Source organism: Kribbella sp. NPDC051620 (assembly GCF_044453825.1).
GTDB lineage: Bacteria > Actinomycetota > Actinomycetes > Propionibacteriales > Kribbellaceae > Kribbella.
The window spans coordinates 1,572,606-1,592,035 of sequence record NZ_JBITDB010000001.1; the positions used below are offsets into that span (position 1 = coordinate 1,572,606).

The 19,430-nt window shown below is 69.2% G+C and carries 18 protein-coding genes; 12 read left to right on the forward strand and 6 right to left on the reverse strand.

Going from position 1 to position 19,430, the window contains the following annotated elements:
- The first annotated feature begins 41 nt into the window (after positions 1-41).
- The 4 genes from ACIA12_RS06915 to ACIA12_RS06930 all read left to right on the forward strand — a co-directional run bounded on the left by ACIA12_RS06915 (position 42) and on the right by ACIA12_RS06930 (position 4,072).
- Positions 42-1,187 (forward strand): SLC13 family permease, encoded by a 1,146-nt coding sequence (locus tag ACIA12_RS06915; protein ID WP_396365891.1) that lies wholly within the window; start codon positions 42-44, stop codon positions 1,185-1,187.
- Positions 1,188-1,313: 126 nt separating this feature from the next.
- Positions 1,314-3,023 carry an AMP-binding protein gene (locus ACIA12_RS06920; RefSeq protein ID WP_396365892.1) on the forward strand — a complete coding sequence of 570 codons (1,710 nt, stop codon included), beginning with the start codon at positions 1,314-1,316 and terminating at the stop codon, positions 3,021-3,023.
- Between the two features lie 36 nt (positions 3,024-3,059).
- Positions 3,060-3,827, forward strand: a complete 768-nt coding sequence (locus ACIA12_RS06925; RefSeq protein ID WP_396365893.1) for an ABC transporter permease — start codon at positions 3,060-3,062, stop codon at positions 3,825-3,827.
- Entirely contained in the window at positions 3,824-4,072 is a 249-nt protein-coding gene (locus ACIA12_RS06930) for a DUF2630 family protein (RefSeq protein ID WP_396365895.1), read from the forward strand. The genes ACIA12_RS06925 and ACIA12_RS06930 overlap by 4 nt, the downstream gene beginning before the upstream one ends.
- Positions 4,073-4,114: 42 nt before the next feature.
- Here ACIA12_RS06930 and ACIA12_RS06935 read toward each other — a convergent pair whose 3' ends face one another.
- The 4 genes from ACIA12_RS06935 to ACIA12_RS06950 are packed head-to-tail and all read right to left on the reverse strand — an operon-like array spanning position 4,115 to position 6,923.
- Positions 4,115-4,537: a TIGR03667 family PPOX class F420-dependent oxidoreductase gene (locus ACIA12_RS06935; protein ID WP_396365896.1), complete on the reverse strand. Its 423-nt coding sequence runs from the start codon at positions 4,535-4,537 to the stop codon at positions 4,115-4,117.
- A 30-nt stretch (positions 4,538-4,567) separates the two neighbouring features.
- Entirely contained in the window at positions 4,568-4,981 is a 414-nt protein-coding gene (locus tag ACIA12_RS06940) for a CoA-binding protein (protein WP_396365898.1), read from the reverse strand.
- A gap of 26 nt (positions 4,982-5,007) precedes the next feature.
- Positions 5,008-5,661 (reverse strand): LuxR C-terminal-related transcriptional regulator, encoded by a 654-nt coding sequence (locus tag ACIA12_RS06945; protein WP_396365900.1) that lies wholly within the window; start codon positions 5,659-5,661, stop codon positions 5,008-5,010.
- Entirely contained in the window at positions 5,643-6,923 is a 1,281-nt protein-coding gene (locus ACIA12_RS06950; protein ID WP_396365902.1) for a sensor histidine kinase, read from the reverse strand. The genes ACIA12_RS06945 and ACIA12_RS06950 overlap by 19 nt, the downstream gene beginning before the upstream one ends.
- Positions 6,924-7,032: 109 nt before the next feature.
- Here ACIA12_RS06950 and ACIA12_RS06955 point away from each other — a divergent pair, with 109 nt between their 5' ends.
- From ACIA12_RS06955 to ACIA12_RS06985, 7 genes are all read left to right on the forward strand, one after another.
- Positions 7,033-7,800 carry an ABC transporter ATP-binding protein gene (locus tag ACIA12_RS06955; protein WP_396365903.1) on the forward strand — a complete coding sequence of 256 codons (768 nt, stop codon included), beginning with the start codon at positions 7,033-7,035 and terminating at the stop codon, positions 7,798-7,800.
- Positions 7,800-9,803 (forward strand): FtsX-like permease family protein, encoded by a 2,004-nt coding sequence (locus ACIA12_RS06960; protein ID WP_396365905.1) that lies wholly within the window; start codon positions 7,800-7,802, stop codon positions 9,801-9,803. The genes ACIA12_RS06955 and ACIA12_RS06960 overlap by 1 nt, the downstream gene beginning before the upstream one ends.
- A gap of 145 nt (positions 9,804-9,948) precedes the next feature.
- Positions 9,949-12,399: a DNA topoisomerase (ATP-hydrolyzing) subunit A gene (locus tag ACIA12_RS06965; protein ID WP_396365907.1), complete on the forward strand. Its 2,451-nt coding sequence runs from the start codon at positions 9,949-9,951 to the stop codon at positions 12,397-12,399.
- Positions 12,400-12,403: 4 nt separating this feature from the next.
- A complete protein-coding gene (locus ACIA12_RS06970) occupies positions 12,404-13,111 on the forward strand; it encodes an LppX_LprAFG lipoprotein (protein ID WP_396365909.1) in 708 nt (235 codons plus the stop codon).
- The gene (locus ACIA12_RS06975) at positions 13,108-14,775 is read left to right on the forward strand and encodes an MFS transporter (protein WP_396365911.1); all 1,668 of its coding nucleotides are present in this window, start codon (positions 13,108-13,110) and stop codon (positions 14,773-14,775) included. Before ACIA12_RS06970 ends, ACIA12_RS06975 begins: the two co-directional genes overlap by 4 nt.
- A gap of 39 nt (positions 14,776-14,814) precedes the next feature.
- On the forward strand, positions 14,815-15,756 hold the full coding sequence (locus ACIA12_RS06980; protein WP_396365913.1) for a sucrase ferredoxin: 942 nt from the start codon (positions 14,815-14,817) through the stop codon (positions 15,754-15,756).
- On the forward strand, positions 15,753-16,259 hold the full coding sequence (locus tag ACIA12_RS06985; protein WP_396365915.1) for a beta-class carbonic anhydrase: 507 nt from the start codon (positions 15,753-15,755) through the stop codon (positions 16,257-16,259). Before ACIA12_RS06980 ends, ACIA12_RS06985 begins: the two co-directional genes overlap by 4 nt.
- Here the strand turns inward: ACIA12_RS06985 and ACIA12_RS06990 are convergent.
- Entirely contained in the window at positions 16,252-17,028 is a 777-nt protein-coding gene (locus tag ACIA12_RS06990) for a carbonic anhydrase (protein WP_396365917.1), read from the reverse strand. The genes ACIA12_RS06985 and ACIA12_RS06990 overlap by 8 nt on opposite strands.
- A gap of 131 nt (positions 17,029-17,159) precedes the next feature.
- Here ACIA12_RS06990 and ACIA12_RS06995 point away from each other — a divergent pair, with 131 nt between their 5' ends.
- Entirely contained in the window at positions 17,160-18,473 is a 1,314-nt protein-coding gene (locus ACIA12_RS06995) for a hypothetical protein (protein ID WP_396365918.1), read from the forward strand.
- Positions 18,474-18,484: 11 nt separating this feature from the next.
- Here ACIA12_RS06995 and ACIA12_RS07000 read toward each other — a convergent pair whose 3' ends face one another.
- Entirely contained in the window at positions 18,485-19,420 is a 936-nt protein-coding gene (locus ACIA12_RS07000; RefSeq protein WP_396365919.1) for a proline iminopeptidase-family hydrolase, read from the reverse strand.
- Positions 19,421-19,430 lie beyond the last annotated feature (10 nt).

Genomic DNA, 19,430 nt, shown 5'->3' on the forward strand with positions numbered 1-19,430 from the left:
CCAGCGTACTCACTCACCGGACTTCGGAGGACGGCAATTCCATGTGGTGGTTGAGTGCGCTGGGGGGAATCGTCGCGCTTGTCACCGGTCTGCTCGGCCCGTCGGACGCGCTCGACGTGATCGAGCGGATCGCCCCGGTACTCGTCTTCCTGGTGGCCGTCACGGTGATCGCCGGGCTCGCCGACGCGGCCAAGGTCTTCGACGTGGCCGCCCGTGAGGCGGCTCACCTGGCCCGTGGCCGGATGTGGCGGCTCTGGTTGCTTGTCGTCGCGCTCGCGACCGCGCTGACGATCGTGCTGTCGCTGGACACCTGTGCCGTGCTGCTCACCCCAGTCGTGCTCGCGATGGCGCGCCAGCTCGAGATCCCGCCGAAGCTGTTCGCGTTCACCACCGTCTGGCTGGCCGGCACCGCGTCGATGCTGCTGCCGGTGTCCAATCTCACCAATCTGCTCGCGCTGCACCAGTTCGACCGGCTCGGTCTCGGCCTGCGCGACTACGTCGGGCTCAGCTGGCGACCGGCGATCGCGGCGATCCTGGTCACGGTCGCCGTCCTGGCCGCGCTCTTCCACAAGGATCTGCGCCGGTCGTACAAGGTGCCGCCGACGCCCGCGCTGGACGACAAGGTGCTCTTCTGGGGCTCGGCAGCGGTCTGCCTGGCGCTCGGACCCGCCTTCGTCACCGGTATCGACGTCGCTTGGCCGGCCAGCGTCGGCGCGCTCATTCTCGTCGTGCTCTTCGCCGTCCGCCGTCGCACGCAGCTCACCTGGGCTCTGGTGCCGTGGCGCCTCGTCATCACGGTGGCCGGACTGTTTCTCGTCGTCGGCGCCCTGACGGCCCACGGCCTCGAAGGCCTGCTCAGCAACATCGCAGGCACCGGGCAAGGCCTGGCCGCACACCTGCGACTGACCGGCACGGCAGCGCTCGGCGCGAACGCGGTCGACAACCTTCCGGCGTACCTGGCGATGGAGCCGGTGGCCTCGGCGGACGGCACCCGGATGATGCTGCTGCTGATCGGGGTCAACTGCGGCTGCCTGCTCACCCTCTGGGGCTCGCTGGCCACCCTCCTGTGGCGCGACCGCTGCCGTGCCGCCGGAGTCCACATCTCGTGGTGGTCCTTCCTCTGGCGCGGCCTGATCCTCACCCCCCTCGCCCTCACCGCGGCAGTCCTGGCCGTCAGCCTCGGCTGACGGCCAGCACCACCACGGGAAAGAGGCTGGATCGAACATGCGTTCGACTTTAGTCACAGCATGCAGTGTTTCGCAAACCAGGATGTCGCGTTGCCGATCTCGGTGCGCTCGGCAATAGTGCGGACCATGAGCGAGGAACAGAGCACCTCGGACAACACCCGCACGTTCCGTGAGGCGCGCGACTTCCTGGTCGCCCATCGCGAGGACTACGAGACCGCCTACCGCGACTTCGGATGGCCCGACTTCGACCGTTTCAACTGGGCGCGGGACTGGTTCGACGCTCTCGCCGTCGAGCAGGGCGAGGTGGCCGCGCTGACCATCGTCGAGGAGGACGGCGAGGTCAACTCGCTGACGTACGCGGAGATGGCCGAGCGTTCGCGTCAGGTGGCCGGGTGGCTCACCGAGGCCGGGCTGCGGCCAGGCGACCGGGTGCTGATCGTGCTCGGCAACATCGTCCCGCTCTGGGAGGTGATGCTCGGCTGCATCCGGGCCGGTGCGGTGATGATCCCCGCGACGACGCTGCTCACCGACGCCGATCTGGCCGACCGGATCACGCGGGGCGCGGTACGGGCTGTGGTCACGACCGCCCAAGACACACCCAGGTACAAAGATATCGCCGATCACTGCATCCGGGTCAGTGTCGGCGGAGCTGTGGACAACTGGCTCGACTACGAGGACTCGAACAGCTACGACGGACCGGTGCCGGCGCCGGACACCAAGGCCGACGACTCGCTCCTGCTCTACTTCACCTCCGGTACGACGAGTCAGCCGAAGCTCGTCGAGCACACCCAGGCCAGCTACCCGGTCGGCCATCTGTCCACGATGTACTGGATCGGCCTCCAACCCGGCGACGTGCACCTCAACGTCTCTTCCCCCGGCTGGGCAAAACACTCCTGGAGCAACGTCTTCGCGCCCTGGAACGCCGGCGCGACCGTCTTCCTCTACAACTACACCCGCTTCGACGCCGAGAAGATGCTGCAGGTCCTGCAGACCTACGGTGTGACGACCTTCTGCGCCCCGCCGACCGTCTGGCGGATGCTGATCCAGGCCGATCTGTCGGCAGTGGACGTCAAGATCCGTGAGTGCATCTCGGCCGGCGAGCCGCTCAACCCGGAGGTGATCGAGCAGGTCCGCAACGCCTGGGGCATCACCATCCGCGACGGCTACGGGCAGACCGAGACGACCGCGCAGGTCGGCAACCCACCCGGCCAGCCGGTCAAGCTCGGGTCGATGGGCCGGCCGCTCCCGGGGTACAAGATCGCCCTGGTCGATCCGGCGACCGACGAGGTCGGCGACGACGGTGAGATCTGTATCGAGCTCGCTCCCCCGCCGGTCCCGTTGATGCGTGGCTACCGCGACGCCGAGGAGATGACGGCGGAGGCGATGCGCGGTGGCTTCTACCACACCGGCGACGTCGCGAGCCGGGACGAGGACGGCTACATCACCTATGTCGGCCGCTCCGACGACGTGTTCAAGGCCAGCGACTACCGGATCTCGCCGTTCGAGCTGGAGTCCGTACTGATCGAGCACCCGGCCGTGGCCGAGGCCGCCGTCGTACCGTCTCCAGACCCGGTCCGGCTGTCGGTGCCGAAGGCGTACGTCGTGCTGGCGGCCGGCCGCGAGCCGTCACGGGAGCTGGCCAAGGAGATCCTCGAGTTCTGCCGCGAGCACCTGGCACCGTACAAGCGGATCCGGCGGATCGAGTTCGCGGAGCTGCCGAAGACGATCTCGGGCAAGATCCGCCGGGTCGAACTGCGCGCGGACGAAGCCGCCAAGGTGGACAGCGGCAACAAAACTGAGCATGCCTACGACGAGGCGGACTTCCGGGACGCCTAACCCGAAAGCATGCGGTGAGCATGCTGCAATAGCCCAATGTCGCACGACACGGGCCTCGGTATCGCCGCAGTGGTGGTCCTCCCACTACTGGTCGCCATCGCCGTCCTGGCGTCGAGGCTCGCCTCATTGCGGCACGAGAAGGGCATCATCACCGCTGCCCTTCGTGCCCTGGTCCAGCTGGCAGTTGTCGGCGCACTGGTCGGCGTCGCCCTGCAGTCGATCTGGGGGACGCTCGCCTTCATCCTGGTGATGATGGTCGTCGCCACGATCACCAGTGCGCGCCGCATCCGCCACGTGGCGGTAGTACCAGGTCAGTACCTGTACTGCGCTGCCGCGATCGCCGGAGGCGCAACCCTGGTCCTCCTACTGCTCGTTCTGCCCGGCGTAGTCCCCCGCAACCCCGGCAGCATCCTGCCCATGGGCGGCATCATCGTCGGCGGCGCCATGAACGCCACCACGCTGGCCGGCCGGCGCCTGCTGGCGGAGTACGGCGGCCGGTACGGCGAGTTCGAGGCCGGCCTGTCGATCGGCCTGATGCAACCCGACGCCTTCAAACTCGTCGCCGGCCCCGTCGCCGGCGACGCCCTGCTCCCCTCCCTCGACCAGACCCGCACGGTCGGCCTCGTCACCCTCCCCGGCGCCTTCGTCGGCATGGTCCTCGGCGGCGCGTCACCGACAGCCGCCGCGGCGTTGCAACTCGTAGTACTGATCGGACTGCTCGCCGCCGGCTCGATAGCCATCCTGACCACAACCGAGCTCCTGGCCCGGGCATCGCTGCCGGATGGGCGTACCGTTTCCACATGACCGACGACAAGAGCCTATTCAGCCGCATCGATGAGCTTGTTGCTGAGGAGCACGAGCTTCGGAGTAAGCATGCGGCCGGTGAGATCAATGACGCTGACGAGAAGGATCGCCTGCGCAAGCTCGAGGTGGAGCTGGACCAGTGCTGGGACCTGCTTCGCCAGCGTCGCGCCAAGCGTGAGTTCGGCGAGAACCCCGAGGACGCCCAGGCCCGCTCGGGCGACATCGTCGAGGGCTACCTCAACTGACCGCCGCCCCGGGGTGGGCCTACAACCCACCCCGGGGACAATTCAGAAGCCGCGGAGGTTGTCCGGGCGGATGCGGATCAGCACCGAGTAGTCGCGGTGGAAGTCGGTCGCGGTCAGGTTCAGGCCGGCCATACCATCCGCGTACTTCGCGTTGTACGCCGCGAGCTCCTCGTCCGTGGCCGGCTTGCCGTCGAGTACGGCGTCGCCGTTGAGCACGCCGACGTCACCGCCGGTGTGGGTGGCGTTGAAGTTGACAGCCACCCGGGAATGCCCGGCGATGTTGAGCAGCTTCGCCTGGCCGGGCTGGCTGAAGAACAGGAGTTCGGAGCCGGTCCAGCTGAACCAGACGGGGTTGGGCTGCGGCGTACCGGACTTGCCGACGGTGGTCAGCCAGACGATCAGCTCGTCGTTAAGCTGACGCTCGATCCGCGCGCCGATCGCGCTGGAGTTGTCGATCGTGAACATGTGGGGCCCTTCAGGTCTCGCCGGAACGGGTCAGGACGGACCCAGGCGTCCCCACTCGATCGCCGGGCAGCGGTTCATCACCATCGTCAGACCCGCGGCCGTCGTCCGGGTGTAGGCGTCCGGATCCACCACATCCAGCTGGAACCAGACCGCGCGGGCGTTGATTCCCACCGCCTGGTCCGCCACCGCGCCGGCCAGTTCGGAGCGTACGAAGACATCCACGCAGTCCACCGGGAACGGGATGTCGGTCAGCGAGGCATACCCCTGCTCGCCGTGCACGGTCTCCGCTGACGGGTGCACCGGCACGATCCGCTTGCCCTGCCGCTGCAGGAACCTCGCCACTCCGTACGCCGCCCGCTGGGTGTTGTTCGACAGTCCGACCACCGCCCACGTCTCGCAGTCGGCCAGCACCTTGCGGATGTCACTCTCGTCAGCCCAGGTCACGGGCCAATTCTCCCCCGACGGACAAGTCAGCTCCGCAGATAAGTCAGTACTGCGGACACCCGCCGATCCCGTCCGTCCTCCAGCCGGAGCTTGGCGAAGATGTTGCCGACGTGTTTGCGGACCGCTGCCTCGCTCACCACCAACTGCTCCGCGATCGACGAGTTGACCCGGCCCTCGGCCATCAGGGCCAGTACTTCGAGTTCGCGCGGCGTCAGTGCGGCCAACGGCCCGTCGTCCCGCCGGCGTGCGAGCAACTGGCGCACCACCTCGGGATCGACGACAGTCCCGCCTTCGGCGACCCGGTCGAGCGAGGCCAGGAACTCGGTGACGTGCCCGACCCGGTCCTTCAGCAGGTACCCGATCCCGCCGGTAGTTGTCTCCAGCAACGATGAGAGGTACGCGTCCGCGACGTACTGCGAGAGCACCAAGATCCCGATCTGCGGCAACTCGGCCCGGATCGCCGCGGCGGCCCGCAGCCCCTCGTCGCTGTGACCGGGTGGCATCCGCACATCCGTGATGACGACTTCCGGCGGCTCCTTGCGGACGACGGCCAGCAGCGTGTCCGCGTCGCCGACGGTGTCGCGGACCTCGTGGCCGGCCCGGTCCAGGATGCTGGCCAGCCCTTCGCGCAACAGCAATGAGTCTTCAGCCAGGACGATGCTCAGTCGTCGAGCCGGCACGGGCACTCCATCCTCAGTCGGGTAGGCCCACCGGGTGGGCTGGACAGGTCGAGTGTGCCTCCCAGCGCGTCCAGCCTGGTCACCAGCCCGGTCAATCCGGTCCCCTGCTTGTCCTCGAAGCTCGCGCCACCGATCCCGTCGTCGGTGATCGTGACGACCAGCCGGTCCCCGGCGACCCAGCCCTCGACCTCACACCGGCTCGCCTGGGCATGCTTCGCGACGTTGCCGAGGGCTTCGCTCACGACGAAGTACGCGGCCGCCTCGATCGGTGTCGGGAGTCTGTCCGGCAAGGCCATCCGCACGCTCACCGGCAGCGGGCTACGGTCAGCAACCTCTCGTACCGCGGCCTCCAATCCGTGGTCGACCAGGACCCGAGGGTGGATCCCGCGCACCGCCTCGCGCAGATCCGCCAACGCCGCCTCGGCCTCGGCATGTGCCTTGACCACCAGCGTGCGCCCCTGTCCCTGGGGCAGGTCAAGTTCGGCGAGCCCCAGCGTCATCGTCAGCCCCACCAGGCGCTGCTGTACGCCGTCGTGCAGGTGCCGCTCGATCCGCGCCCGCTCGGTCTCGAACGCGTCGACCAGATCGAGCCGCGACCGGCGCAGCTCGGCGACGTTGCGCCGCAACTCGTCCTCACGCGGCCCGAGCAAGGCCTTCGCCAACTCCGCCTCGGCCCCGGCGAGCGCACCGAGGATGTAAGAGCTGACGACGTAGAAGGGCGGCCCGAACAGGACCAGGAAGGCCCATCCCTCGCGGGCGGTGTCCAGGGTCCACGGCCCCATCCCCATCTGCTCGTGCGCGGCGATCCACGGCGCTGCCACGGTCAGGCCGAGCGCGGTGGCGCTGATTCCCGCGAACAACGCGCTCAACGGCCAGACGAACACGCCCAGCAAGAGCCCGTAGCCGAGCGCCCGCAAGGAGGCGCGCTCCCGGCGCCGGAAGGTCAGCCTGGCCCGCAGCCGGTAGCCGGGCGGGATCGTCGCGTGCGGCGACCGCACGCCGGCCGGGATCATCAGCCGCGCCCGCCACCGCTCGACGCTGCCGATCACCATCCCGGCAAGCGGGAAGGCCATCAGCATCCAGATGCCGATGATCAGCGGGCTGAGCACCAGGCTGAGACCGACCGCTGCGAACAGCAGCACGATGGTCAGCGCGCCGACCGGAACCGAACTGAGCAGGTAGGCATAGCTGCGCCAGGGCCACGACGAGACGAGGAACCGCCTCGATGCCAGGGCGGCCCACGCCGTGTCCGGTTTCTCCACTCGCTCAACACTAGGTCCGGTACGGGCCTCAGGGCGGTAGCGTGCGCGCTACTCCAGGTGTCCCGCGCAGGCCAGGGTGCAACGGCCGCGGAGCACGTTTGCTGGAACCATGACCAGCACCGCGCCGATGCGCCCTTCCGTCGTACCGAGTGAACCGCCTGCCCTGCTCCTGGACGGGATCACCAAGACGTACCGCTCCAAGGCCGGTTCGGTCGAGGCGCTGCGGGGCGTCACGTACCACTTCGTCCGGGGCTCGTTCACCGCTGTCATGGGGCCGTCCGGCTCCGGCAAGTCGACCCTGCTGCAGTGCGCGGCCGGGCTCGACCAGCCGACCTCCGGCAACGTGATGCTCGGCGGGAACAGCCTGCGCGGGCTCAACGAGGTCGCGCTCACCAAGCTGCGCAGGGAGCAGATGGGCTTCGTGTTCCAGGCCTACAACCTGCTGCCGTCGCTGACGGTCCACGACAACATCGCGCTGCCGTTGCGGCTGACCGGCCGCAAGCCGCGCCGCGACGAAGTCCATCGGGTACTCGACCAGGTCGGCCTCGACGGCATGGCCCGGCGTCGCCCGGCCGAGCTCTCCGGCGGGCAGCAGCAGCGGGTGGCGATCGCGCGCGCCTTGATCACCCAGCCGGCCGTCTTCTTCGCCGACGAGCCGACTGGCGCGCTGGACAGCAGTACCAGCCGGCAGATCCTGGGATTGTTGCGTGAGGCAACCGATCGCGCCGGCCAGACCGTCGTCATGGTCACCCACGACCCGGTCGCCGCGGCGTACGCCGAGCGCGTCCTGTTCCTGTCCGACGGCCTGGTGGCCGGATCGATCGACCACGGCACGCCGGCCCAGATCGCCGCGGCCATGAGCGAGCTGGAGCGCTGATGTTCTTCCTCAGCCGGCAGACCGTCCGCCGCCATCTGTCCCTGTACGCCGGTTCCTTCGTCGCGCTGGCCGTCGGGGTCTTCCTCCTCGGGCTGGCCGCCACCGCAACCGCCGCCACCATCGCCTACCACGGCGCGGGGATGGAATCCATCACCGTCAACCTGCCCAACGCCGACCCGCCGACCACTGCGAAGGTGCTCATCTCGGGCGAGGACGCGGCCGGGCTGCAGGTGGTGCTGAGCATGGTCGGGGTGATCTGCGGCTTCATCACCATCTTCGTCATCGCGAGCACGTTCGCCTTCGCCGTCGCGTCCCGGCGCCGCGAGGTCGGTCTGATCCGGCTGATCGGTGCCACCCCGAGGCAGGTCAAGCGGATGGTCCTGGGCGAGGCCTTGGTCGTCGCGCTCGCCGCGTCGATCACAGGCGCGCTACTGGCCCAGCTGTTCACTCCCCTGGTGCTGGCCAAGGCGTCGTACACGGAGTTGGCGCCGGTGAAGCTCGAACCGGCCAGTCCCTGGGTGCCGCTGGCGATCGCCGTCGCGGCTGGGCTGGTCGTCGCGATGCTCGGCGCGCGGTCGGCCGCTCGTCGCGCGGGCCGGGTCGGTGCCGTGGATGCGCTGCGTGAGGCTGCTCTCGAACCGCCACGCATCGGCCCGGTCCGGGTGAGCTTCGGCGTGCTGGTCCTGGCCGGGTCCATCGTGCTCCTCGCCCTGATCCGCCCGGGCACCGGCGACGCCGTCGTCCCCCTGGCCATGTTCACGCCCATGCTGCTGGTCGTCGCGCTGAGCTTGCTCGCACCGCTCGTCGTCCCGTTGATCGCCCGATTGCTGTCGCTGCCGTTGATCGCCTGGACGCAGGTGTCCGGGCTGCTGGCCCGCAGCAACGTGGTCGCCGCACCCCGCCGGAGCGCGTCGCTCGCGGCCCCGATCCTGGCCATCTCGGCGGTCGCCGGCTCGATGGTGCTCACCCTCAGCTTCGCCGCCGACGCCTCCACCGCAACGATCCGCGACGCGGTCCGTACGCCGATCGTGGTCACCGCACCCGAGCCCGCCGCATCGCCGGGCGAGGCATCGGAGGACGCCGCGTCGCTGGGTGGCCGTATCGTCGGTACGCCGGGAGTCGGGTACGCCGACGGTGCGATCCCGGTCCGGCTGATCCGCACCGACGGCGACAGCGCCGAGCTCGAGGAGGCCGAGGCGATCGACCCGGCCGTCGCCACCAAGACCCGGGCGATCGTCCCCATCGCCGGGGACCTGACCAAGCTGACGAGCAAAGCGGTTGCCCTGAGCAATGAGTCGGACGGTCACAAGTACCGGGTCGGCGACAAGATCGACGTCACCTTCACGGACCGGAGTACGGACCAGCTCGAGGTCGTGGCGATCCTGAAGCCCGCCACCGAGGTCAATCCGCTGATGTTCGTGTCGCTCGAGTTCGCTCGGGAGCACGCGCCGACGGCCACGCCGGCCCGCTGGTTCGTCCAACCCAGCGACGGTGCCGACGCCGCCGCGCTGACCAAGACGCTCCAGGAACGGTTGGCGGGGACGGGCGCGGCCGTAGTACCGGCTGCTGACTGGGAGCGGGCGGAGAGCGAGGGCCTGCGCAAAGGCAACCAGCTCGGCCTGATCCTTCTACTCGGCCCAGCCGCGCTCTACAGCGCCATCGCGATCGCCAACACGCTCCTGATGGGCAGCCTCCAACGCCGCCACGAGTTCGTCACCTCCCGCCTACTGGGCGCCACACCGGCCCAGATCCGCCGCATGGTCCTCTGGGAGTCGACGCTGGTCGGCGCCGTCGCCCTGACCCTCGGCGCGGCGATCACGGTGACGGTCGGCCTACTGATCCGCCATGCGATGTCAGTAGGCCTCACCGACGTACCGGTAACCATCCCGTGGGGCACCCTGCTCTCAATCGGCACAGTCTGCCTCGCACTGGCGGTCGGTGCGGCGCTAATCCCCACAGCAGTAATCCTGCGCCGATCCCGTCCATCCGGTGCGGTCGAGTAGGCCCGGTACCGCGTACTCTGGGCGGTCAAATCCGGCGGACACCCGGGTCGGTGCTGGGTTCAGGTGCCCGGGACAGTGACAATGGGCCCCAGCCGCCAAGCAGCTCGGTCGTGAGCTGCTGTCATTGAGGAGCACGCAGACCCGCATGGCACGCCGTACCAGCAGCACCGCCGAACCCGAGGACTTCGAGGAGCACATCCTCGATGTCGACGTCTCCGACGAGATGCGCAGCAGCTTCCTGGAGTACGCCTACTCGGTGATCTACTCCCGGGCCCTGCCGGACGCCCGCGACGGACTGAAGCCGGTCCAGCGCCGGATCCTGTTCTCGATGGCCGAGAACAACATCCGGCCCGACCGCGGTCACGTCAAGAGCGCCCGCGTCGTCGGCGAGGTGATGGGTAAATACCACCCGCACGGCGACGGCGCGATCTACGACGCGCTGGTCCGGACCGCGCAGCCGTGGTCGATGCGGCTGCCGCTGATCGACGGCCACGGAAACTTCGGCTCGCTCGACGACGGCCCGGCCGCGATGCGGTACACGGAGTGCCGGATGGCGCCGTCCGCGATGGCGATGACGAACGGCCTGGACGAGAACGTCGTCGACTACAAGCCGAACTACGACGGCCGCGAGGAAGAGCCGTCCGTACTCCCGGCCGCCTTCCCGAACCTGCTGGTCAACGGCGCCGCCGGGATCGCGGTCGGAATGGCCACCAACATGGCCCCGCACAACCTGGTCGAGGTGATCCAGGCGCTGCGGCACCTGATCAAGACGCCCGGCGCCGACGTCGACGACCTGATGCGCTTCATCCCCGGCCCGGACCTGCCGACCGGTGGCAAGATCGTCGGCCTGGAAGGCATCAAGGACGCCTACCTGACCGGTCGGGGCAGCTTCAAGATGCGCGCCACCGCCCGGATCGAGAACGTCACCCCGCGGCGCAAGGGCATCGTGGTCACCGAGCTGCCCTACACGGTCGGCCCGGAGAAGATCATCGAGAAGATCAAGACGCTGGTCCAGGCCAAGAAGCTGCAGGGCATCGCCGACGTCAAGGACCTGACCGACCGGGCGCACGGCACCCAGCTGGTGATCGAGGTCAAGAACGGCTTCGTGCCCGAGGCGCTGCTCGAGCAGCTCTACAAGATGACGCCGCTGGAGGACTCGTTCTCCATCAACGCCGTCTGCCTGGTCGACGGCCAGCCGCGCACCCTCGGCCTGAAGGAACTGCTCGAGGTCTACCTCGGCCACCGGTACGACGTGACGCGCCGGCGCACCGAGTTCCGCCGCAAGAAGGCGCAGGACCGGCTGCACATCGTGGACGGCCTGCTGGTCGCGATCCTGGACATCGACGAGGTCATCCAGATCATCCGGACCAGCGACGACGCGGCCGCGGCCCGGACTCGCTTGATGGACATCTACGACCTGTCCGAGGTGCAGACCAACTACATCCTGGACATGCCGCTGCGCCGGCTGACCAAGTTCTCCAAGCTCGAGCTGGAGACCGAGAAGGGCGAGCTCGAGCGCGAGATCGAGAAGCTGTCGGCGATCCTGGACGACGAGACGCTGCTCAAGAAGACCGTCTCCGAGGAGCTCGCCGACGTCGCCAAGACCTACGGCACCCCGCGGCGTACGGTCCTGCTGGAGTCGTCCGGCGCGACCAAGACCGCCGCTGTGCCGCTCGAGGTCACCGACGACCCGTGCTGGGTGCTCCTCAGCTCCACCGGGCTGCTTGCCCGGACGAACGGCGTCGAGCCCTTCGGTACCGGCGATGGCCGCGCCAAGCACGACGCGATCATCTCCGCGATCAAGAGCACGGCCCGCGGCCAGTACGGGCTGATCACCAGCGCCGGACGGCTGATCCGGCTGGAATCGCTCGACCTGCCCGGTATCCCGACGACTGCTTCCGCGCCGAATCTGCAGGGCGGGGCGCCGGTCGCCGAGTTCATCTCGCTGGAGGCCGGAGAGAAGGCGCTGGCGCTCACCACGATGGACCCGGACTCGATCGGCGTCGCGCTCGGTACGGCAACCGGCGTCGTCAAGCGGGTCACCCCGGACCATCTCAGCAACCGCGACTCGTGGGAGATCATCCGGCTCAACGACGGCGACGAGGTCGTCGGCGCGGTCGAGCTGACCACAGGTGAGGAAGAGCTCGTCTTCGTCTCCAGCGACGCGCAACTGCTGCACTACAGCGCCTCCGCGGTACGTCCGCAGGGCCGGACCGCAGGCGGTATGGCCGGCATCCGGCTGGCGGCCGGCCAGAAGGTCGTCTACTTCGGCGCCGTCGACCCGGCCAAGGAGTCGGTCCTGGTCACCATCTCCGGCTCGTCGTCGGCGCTCCCGGGCACCGAGGTCGGCCAGGTCAAGGTGACGCCCTTCAGCGAGTACCCGGGCAAGGGCCGCGCGACCGGCGGTGTCCGGTGCCACCGGCTGCTCAAGGGTGAGGACGGGCTGCTGCTCGCCTTCGCCGGAGCGGCCCCGGTCAAGGCCAGCGCCAACAGCGGCGCGCCGGTCGACCTTCCCCCGCTGGACCCCCGCCGCGACGGTTCCGGCGTACCGGTGGCTCAGCCGATCGCGGCGGTTGCCGCAGACCTGGCAGGCTGAGCCCATGAAGAAACTCGTCGCGTTCGGCGCGGCCCTCGTCTTGTCGGCGTCGCTGGCCGGCTGCACCGACAAGAAGGACGATGCCGCGGCCAAGACCGGGGACGACGCGGTCTCACTGCTGACCGACGTCAAGAAGACGATCGACGAGGCCGCGAGCGTGCACATCGTGATCACCGGGCGGGACCTGCCGAGCACCGGCCAGGTGCTCGCCAGCGGTGACGGCGTCGCCACCCACGCGCCGGCGTTCAAGGGCAAGCTGACGGTACGTACCGCCGGCTCGCCGATCGACGCGGAGGTGGTCGCGGTCGGCAGCAAGGTCTACGCCAAGCTGCCGTTCCTGCCGAAGTACACCGAGCTGCCACCGTCCCAGCTGGCCGGTCTGGGCGCGCCCGACCCGGCCATCCTGCTCGACCCGGCCAAGGGCCTGACGTCGGTGCTGCCGACGCTGAAGGACGCCAAGGTCAAGGGCGAGACCCGCGACGGCGCGAAGGTGCTGACCGAGGTCACCGGCTCGGTCGAAGGCAAGACGCTGCAGGGCATCTTCCCGAAGGCGCCGGGCGACCAGGACTTCCCGAGCACCTTCAAGATCGACAAGGACACCAAGCAACTGGTGTCCGCGACGATCACCGGCCCGTACTACGACGGCGCCACCAGCAGCTACGACGTCACCTTCGACAAGTACGGCGAGCAGGTAGAGATCACCAAGCCGTGACCTCCAGCCCCCGGGCACGGCTGACTCTCGCGTCGGTCGCGGTCGCCTTCGCGGCGGCGGACACCTATGTCGTCGTCCTGGCGTTGCCCGACATGATGTCCGGGGTCGGCCTGTCTGCGGACGAACTGCAGCGGGCCGCCCCGATCCTGTCGGGCTTCCTGCTCGGCTACATCGCAGTACTCCCCCTGATCGGCCGGATCGCGGATGTGGTCGGCCGTACGCCGGTACTGGTCGGCGCGCTGATCCTCTTCGCGGTGGGCTCGCTCATCACGGCCAGTGCCTACGACCTGTCGTTGGTGGTCGTCGGGCGGTTCCTGCAAGGGGTCGGCGGCGGTGGTCTCGTACCGGCGACCCTTGCCCTGGTTGCTGATCTCTGGCCTGCGGAGAAGCGAGGACTCCCGCTAGGCATCGTCGGAGCGGTCCAGGAGCTCGGCTCGGTCCTGGGCCCGTTACTGGGTGCCGCTGTGCTCGCTATCGCCGACTGGCGCTACATCTTCTGGCTCAACCTCACAGTCGCCGTCATCCTTGCCCTGCTGCTCCGTGGACTCCAGCGACCACCACTGTCGGCTGCAGTCGGGTTGCTGGCCTGCATAGCGCTCGGGCTCACCCTCACGGCACCAGAGCGACTAGCCACCGGCATCACCTTGGGCCTTCCGTTCGTACCGTTCACTGGTGACTCCCGGCTGCTCACACCCATCGGTGTCGTCTCACTCGTACTGCTGGTCCTCTGGCTCGCTCTGATCCTCTTCAAAGCGCGTGCGAGCCTCGGGGATCTGGTGAAGCGTGTGGATCTGCTGGGCGCGCTCCTGCTCGCCTGCGCGTTGGCGGGCGTAGTACTGGCATTCGCGACCGCTGATCCCGAGCGCGAGGTCATGGCACCCGCCGGACCGTGGCTACTGGTCGCGGCAGCCGTCTTCGCTGGCCTCTTCGCCCTGTGGCAGCGCCGCAGCCCGCTAGCGATCGTTCCGCCGGGTCTGCTCGGTGCCAAGCCGGCCTGGGGATCCCTGGTGGTCAGCTTCCTCGTCGGAGCAGCCCTGATCGCGGCACTGGTCGACGTCCCCGTCTTCGCCCGCACTACCCAGAGCGGCGGCCAGCTCGCGGCCGCGCTCATCTTGTTGCGCTTCCTGATCGCATTGCCCATCGGCGCAGTGGTCGGCGGCTGGCTGACCCGCCGCTTCGGACTCGGCCTCATCACCGGCGCAGGACTCGGCCTGGCCGGTGCCATGTTCGTCCTGATGGCCTTCTGGGACAACGACGCGCTCGAGCACGCACCGGCCACCATCGCGCTGCTCGTCTGCGGCTTCGGCTTCGGACTCGCGCTGTCGCCGGTCAACACCGCGATCCTCGGCGCCACCCGCCCGGACAGCCACGGCCTCGTCAGCGCCCTGGTCGTGGTCGCCCGGATGATCGGCATGCTGATCGGGGTCTCCGCCCTGACCGCCCTCGGGCTGCGCCGCTACTACACGATCGTCGACGATCTCCCGTCCCCGAACGACTTCTGCCCCGGCAAGGCCCCGACCACCTGCCGCCCGTTCATCGACGCGCTGCAGGACGCGGCGATTTCACAAGTTCACACGATCTTCGCCGGAGCCGCGGTCTGCGCGTTCGCGGCCGCGGTACTGGCTGTTCTGCTGCTCGGGCGGCGCGGCGCGGCCCACAGGTGACGATGATCATGGGGACCAGTTCTCCGCTCGCGTACCGTGATGCCTGTGAGCGCAACAAACAGCGGCAGGCCGGGTCTGTGCTCGACCTTCTGCCGTGACCTGGGGGAACCGATGCCCGGTACGGCGGTGGTCGCCACCGGCTGGGTCGTCGTCGAGCAACCGGGCCCGTGGGGCAAGAAGGCGCCGACGCAGAGCCATCTCGATCCCGGGTTCGGCGCCAGGATCGATGCCGACGCGAAGCAGGCGGGGCTGCGCTTCGGGCTGATCCGCTCCCCCGGCCGGCACGCCGACGCGGGACCGCGCGCACACCAGGTGTACGTCGCCAGCACGGTGCCGGGACGGACCTGGCTGCTCGGCGGCCGCGTCGACGATCCGAAGATGCTGACCACGCTGGATCTGCGGGCCGTCAGCAGTGGCGACCGGGACGCGGCGATGCGCTCGCTGCCGGAGCTTGCCCCGGTCAACGAACCGATCCTGCTGGTCTGTACCAACGGCAAGCGCGACGAGTGCTGCGCCCTGCTCGGCCGGCCGATCGTCAAGGCGCTGGCCGCCCAGGCGCCCGGGCGGGTGTGGGAGGCCAACCACCTGGGCGGGCACCGGTTCGCGCCGACCGCTACTCTGCTGCCCGCAGGGATCATGTACGGCCAGCTCGACGAGGAGACGGCCGGATCCATTCTCGCCGCGGCCGACCGCGGTGAGACAATCCTCGAGAAGCTGCGCGGCCGGTCCACCTGGACCCAGCGCGGCCAGCTCGCCGAGATCACCGTCCGCGACCTCATCGGCGAGGCCGGACTCGACGCCCTCGACGTCGTGGCGGATGACCTGCGGACCGTGACGGTCAGGCACCGCGACGGCCGGCGGTGGACCGTCGAGGTGATCAGCGAGCCCGCCGATCCACCCCGCCCGGAGTCCTGCGGAAAGGAACCCATCGCCATGTCGATCCTGCACGCCGCCAGCGTCACCCCCGGAGCCACCCGATGAGCGCCACCCCCGGCAACTTCGACGACCTGCTCGCCGCCAACGCGGAGTACAGCAAGAACTTCCAGTACAGCGGATTCGACGGGATCGCCCACGCGGGCATCGGTTTCGTCACCTGTATGGACTCCCGGATCCCGCCGCTGGAGCTGCTCGGCCTCAAGCCGGGCGACGCGAAGGTGCTGCGCAGCGCCGGCGCCCGGGTCACCGAGCTGACCCTGACCGGCCTGGTCCTCGGCGTCCAGCTGCTCGGCGTGAAGCGGATCATGATCGTCCCGCACACCCGCTGCGCGATGGCCTCGATGACCGAGGACGAGATGCGCGCCAAGGTCGAGCGGGCAGCCGGCAAACCGGCCGGCTACCTGCCGCTCAACGTCATCCCGGATCAGCTCGAGGCGCTGCGCCATGACGTCGCCGCGGTCCGTGAGCACCCGCTGATCGGCGACGACATCCTGGTCGGCGGGTTCATGTACGACGTCGACACCGGCCTGCTCACCCAGATCAGCTGATGACCACCTTGCCGGTGTCGAGTTCGTAGTAGGCACCGGCGAGCTCGAGCTTGCCCGACTTCTCCAGTGGGCCGATCACGGTGGACTTGCGGAGTTGGGCGAGCACGAGGTCCACGTTGGCGTGGATGGCATTGGTGAGGCGGTCGCCGGAACGACCGGCGACCTGCTGGACGGCCGGCCGGAGTGCTTCGACCAGGTAGTCGATGTCACCGTCGGCCTCAGGGTGCTTGGCGTCGAGAGCCTTGATGGTGGCGTCGACGGCACCACAGCGTTGATGGCCGAGCACCAGCAGGAGCGGTGTACCGAGCTCGGCCACCCCGAACTCCAGGCTGCCGGTGACCGAGCGATCGAGTACCTCGCCGGCGCTGCGCACGACGACGAGATCGCCCAGACCACGGTCGAAGACCAGCTCGATCGGGACGCGGGAGTCGACGCAACCGAGAACCGTCGCGAACGGGTGCTGGGCCTGGCTCACGGCGACCCGGCGTTCGGTGCCTTCGTCGGCGTGTCCGGCCTGGTCGGAGACGAACCGGGCATTGCCTTCCGCCAGCCGTTGCAAGGCCTGCGCGCCGGTCGTGACCGGTGGCTCGACGGCCGGTCCACCACCTCCGGCGGGCGCCGCGGCGGCCGGGGTCTGGGTCGAGTTGCTCTTGGCGCCTTGGTCGGTGGCGGCGCAGGCGGTCAAGGCGGCGGCGCCAAGCGTCGTACCGGCTGCTGTCAGGCCGGCTGCGGCCAGGAATCTGCGGCGGGTCGGGGCAGGTCGGGTCACGGAATGCTCCTCACAGGACACACGGCGTTGGGCGACGCCACCTCAGACGGTAGTGCGTTGCATACTGTCTGCCATAGCCAAACCTGTTCGGATCTCTCGGCCCGGCTCCCGGAATCTGATAGACATCACGTATGAGACTCCGCCCAAGCTCTCTTCCCCGCCTCGTCCTGCTCGGCGCGCTGGCCCTGACCACCGCCTTGACCGCCACTCCGGTCGCCACCGCGGCCCCGGTGGCCGACCAGACCTTCAAGCCGACCTGCTTCGACTCCGGTACGGCCGGCACCGTCGAGGAGCAGCGCCTCGGCCGCGGCATCGCCGGTGGTCCGTCGGTACCGGCCGAGATCCTGGCCAGGTCCGGTTTCGACCGCCAGGTGGCGTTGTTCAGCAAGCTGCTGTGTGCAGCGCCGAACCGTGCCGCGGCGAGCGCTCTCGTGCGGGTGCAGGGTGAGGTGCTGTGGCGCACCGCGACCCATCGCGCCCAGCACCCGCAGGCTGCTCCCGCCCTGCCGTCCACTGACGACCGCGGCCTCTACTGGGCCCGCATCTCGATGGCGCTCGCGCTCCGCCAGTGGCAGCCGGACCACTTCAGTCTCGGCTCGGCCGAACGCGCGGAGCTGATCCGCAGCCTCGAGTACTCGTCGCGCGGGATCACCAGCACGCGGTTCTCCCCCGGCGTCCAGAAGATCCTGGTCACCGGGTTCGACCCGTTCACGCTCGACGCCGACATCCGGATCGGCAACCCGTCCGGCGCCAACGCGCTGACCCTGGACGGTCAGCGCTGGAAGGTGAACGGCAAGACGTACGAGATCCAGACCGTCGTCTTCCCCGTCCGCTACACCGACTTCGACGAGAACATGGTCGAGAACGCGCTCGCCCCGCACTACCGCGGCGGCCCGCAGCACGCGGATCTCGTGGTGACGATGAGCCAGGGCCGGGTCGGGATCTTCGACCTGGAGGCGTTCAACGGGCGTCGCCGCTCGGTCAGCTCGATCGGCGACAACAACAACCTCTGGGGTGGCGGCACGATCAACGCGCCGGTCGTCTCACCGAGCATGCCGGCCGGACCGGAGTGGCTCACGTCGAGCCTGCCGCTCGCCCGGATGGCCGGCGCGACCGTGCCGACCCAGTTCCGCACGCGGGTGAACACGTCGGTCCTCGAGATCCCCGCCGGCGAGACCCTTCCGGTACGCCGCCCTGACGGGCCAACGCCGGGCTCGATCGCCTCCGAGGGCGCCGGCGGCGGATACCTCAGCAACGAGGTCGCCTACCGCAACACCCTCCAGCGCGACCTGCGCGACCCGTCGATGCCGGCCGGCCATCTGCACGTACCGGTGCTCAAGTTCGACGTCGCCAACACGACGGCGATCACCGACCCGACCTACGAAGCCAACCGCGACGAGATCGTCCAGGGCGCCCACGCGGTCCTGCGCGCCGCCCTGAGCTGACGCCTCCGAGGTCAGTCGCTGCCGCGCAGGAAGGCTTCGACCACCGAGACGTACCGGCTGTGCTCCTCGACGTGGGGCATGTGGCTGGAGTACTCGAAGACCTCCCAGTGCACGTCCGGGATCAGCTGCGCGTACGGCATCACCGCGAACGGCGCAGCCTCGTCGTACGCGCCGGAGACGACCAGAGTTGGGACGTCGATGTTCGGCAAGCGGTCCACGACGCTCCAGTCGCGCAGACTGCCGACGACGTGGAACTCACTCGGTCCGTTCATCGTGTGGTAGACGGTCGGGTCGTCCGCCAGCGCCGCGAACGCCGCCCGCACCTCCGGCGGGTTGGGCACCACCCGGCAGACGTGCCGGTCGTAGAACGTCGTCATCGCGGCCTCGTACTCGGGGGAGTCGGTCGTCCCGGCCTGCTCGTGCGCGCGCAGCGTCTGGTCAGTCACCGGTGGCAGCTCGGCTCGCAACGAAGCGGCTGCTTCCAGCCACAACGGCATCGAGGCCGGCGAGTTCGCGATGACGAGCCGCTTCAGCCCGGCAGGACGCCGTACGGCGTGCTCCGCGGCGAGCATGCCTCCCCAGGACTGGCCGAGCAGGTGGTAGCCATCGGCGATCCCTAGCAGCGTCACCAGGTTCTCCAGCTCGGCCAGGAACAACCCGACCGTCCAGTACGACGGATCGGCGTCCGGCAGGTGCGTGGAGTTCCCGCAGCCGAGCTGGTCGTAGTGGACCACCGGGCGCGCGGGCCCGTCCGGATCGGCGAAGGCGGTCAACGACAGCAGGTACTGGTGGGTGGCGCCGGGCCCGCCGTGCGCCACGACCAGCGGAGTGACGCCGCTGGACAGGTCGCCGGTGACGCGGAACCAGGTCTCCCCGTCGGCGAACGGGATCCGCCCGTCCAGCGTGGACGGCAGGATGCGGTAGGGCGACGAGTCGGTGATGCTCATGCGGTGGGCC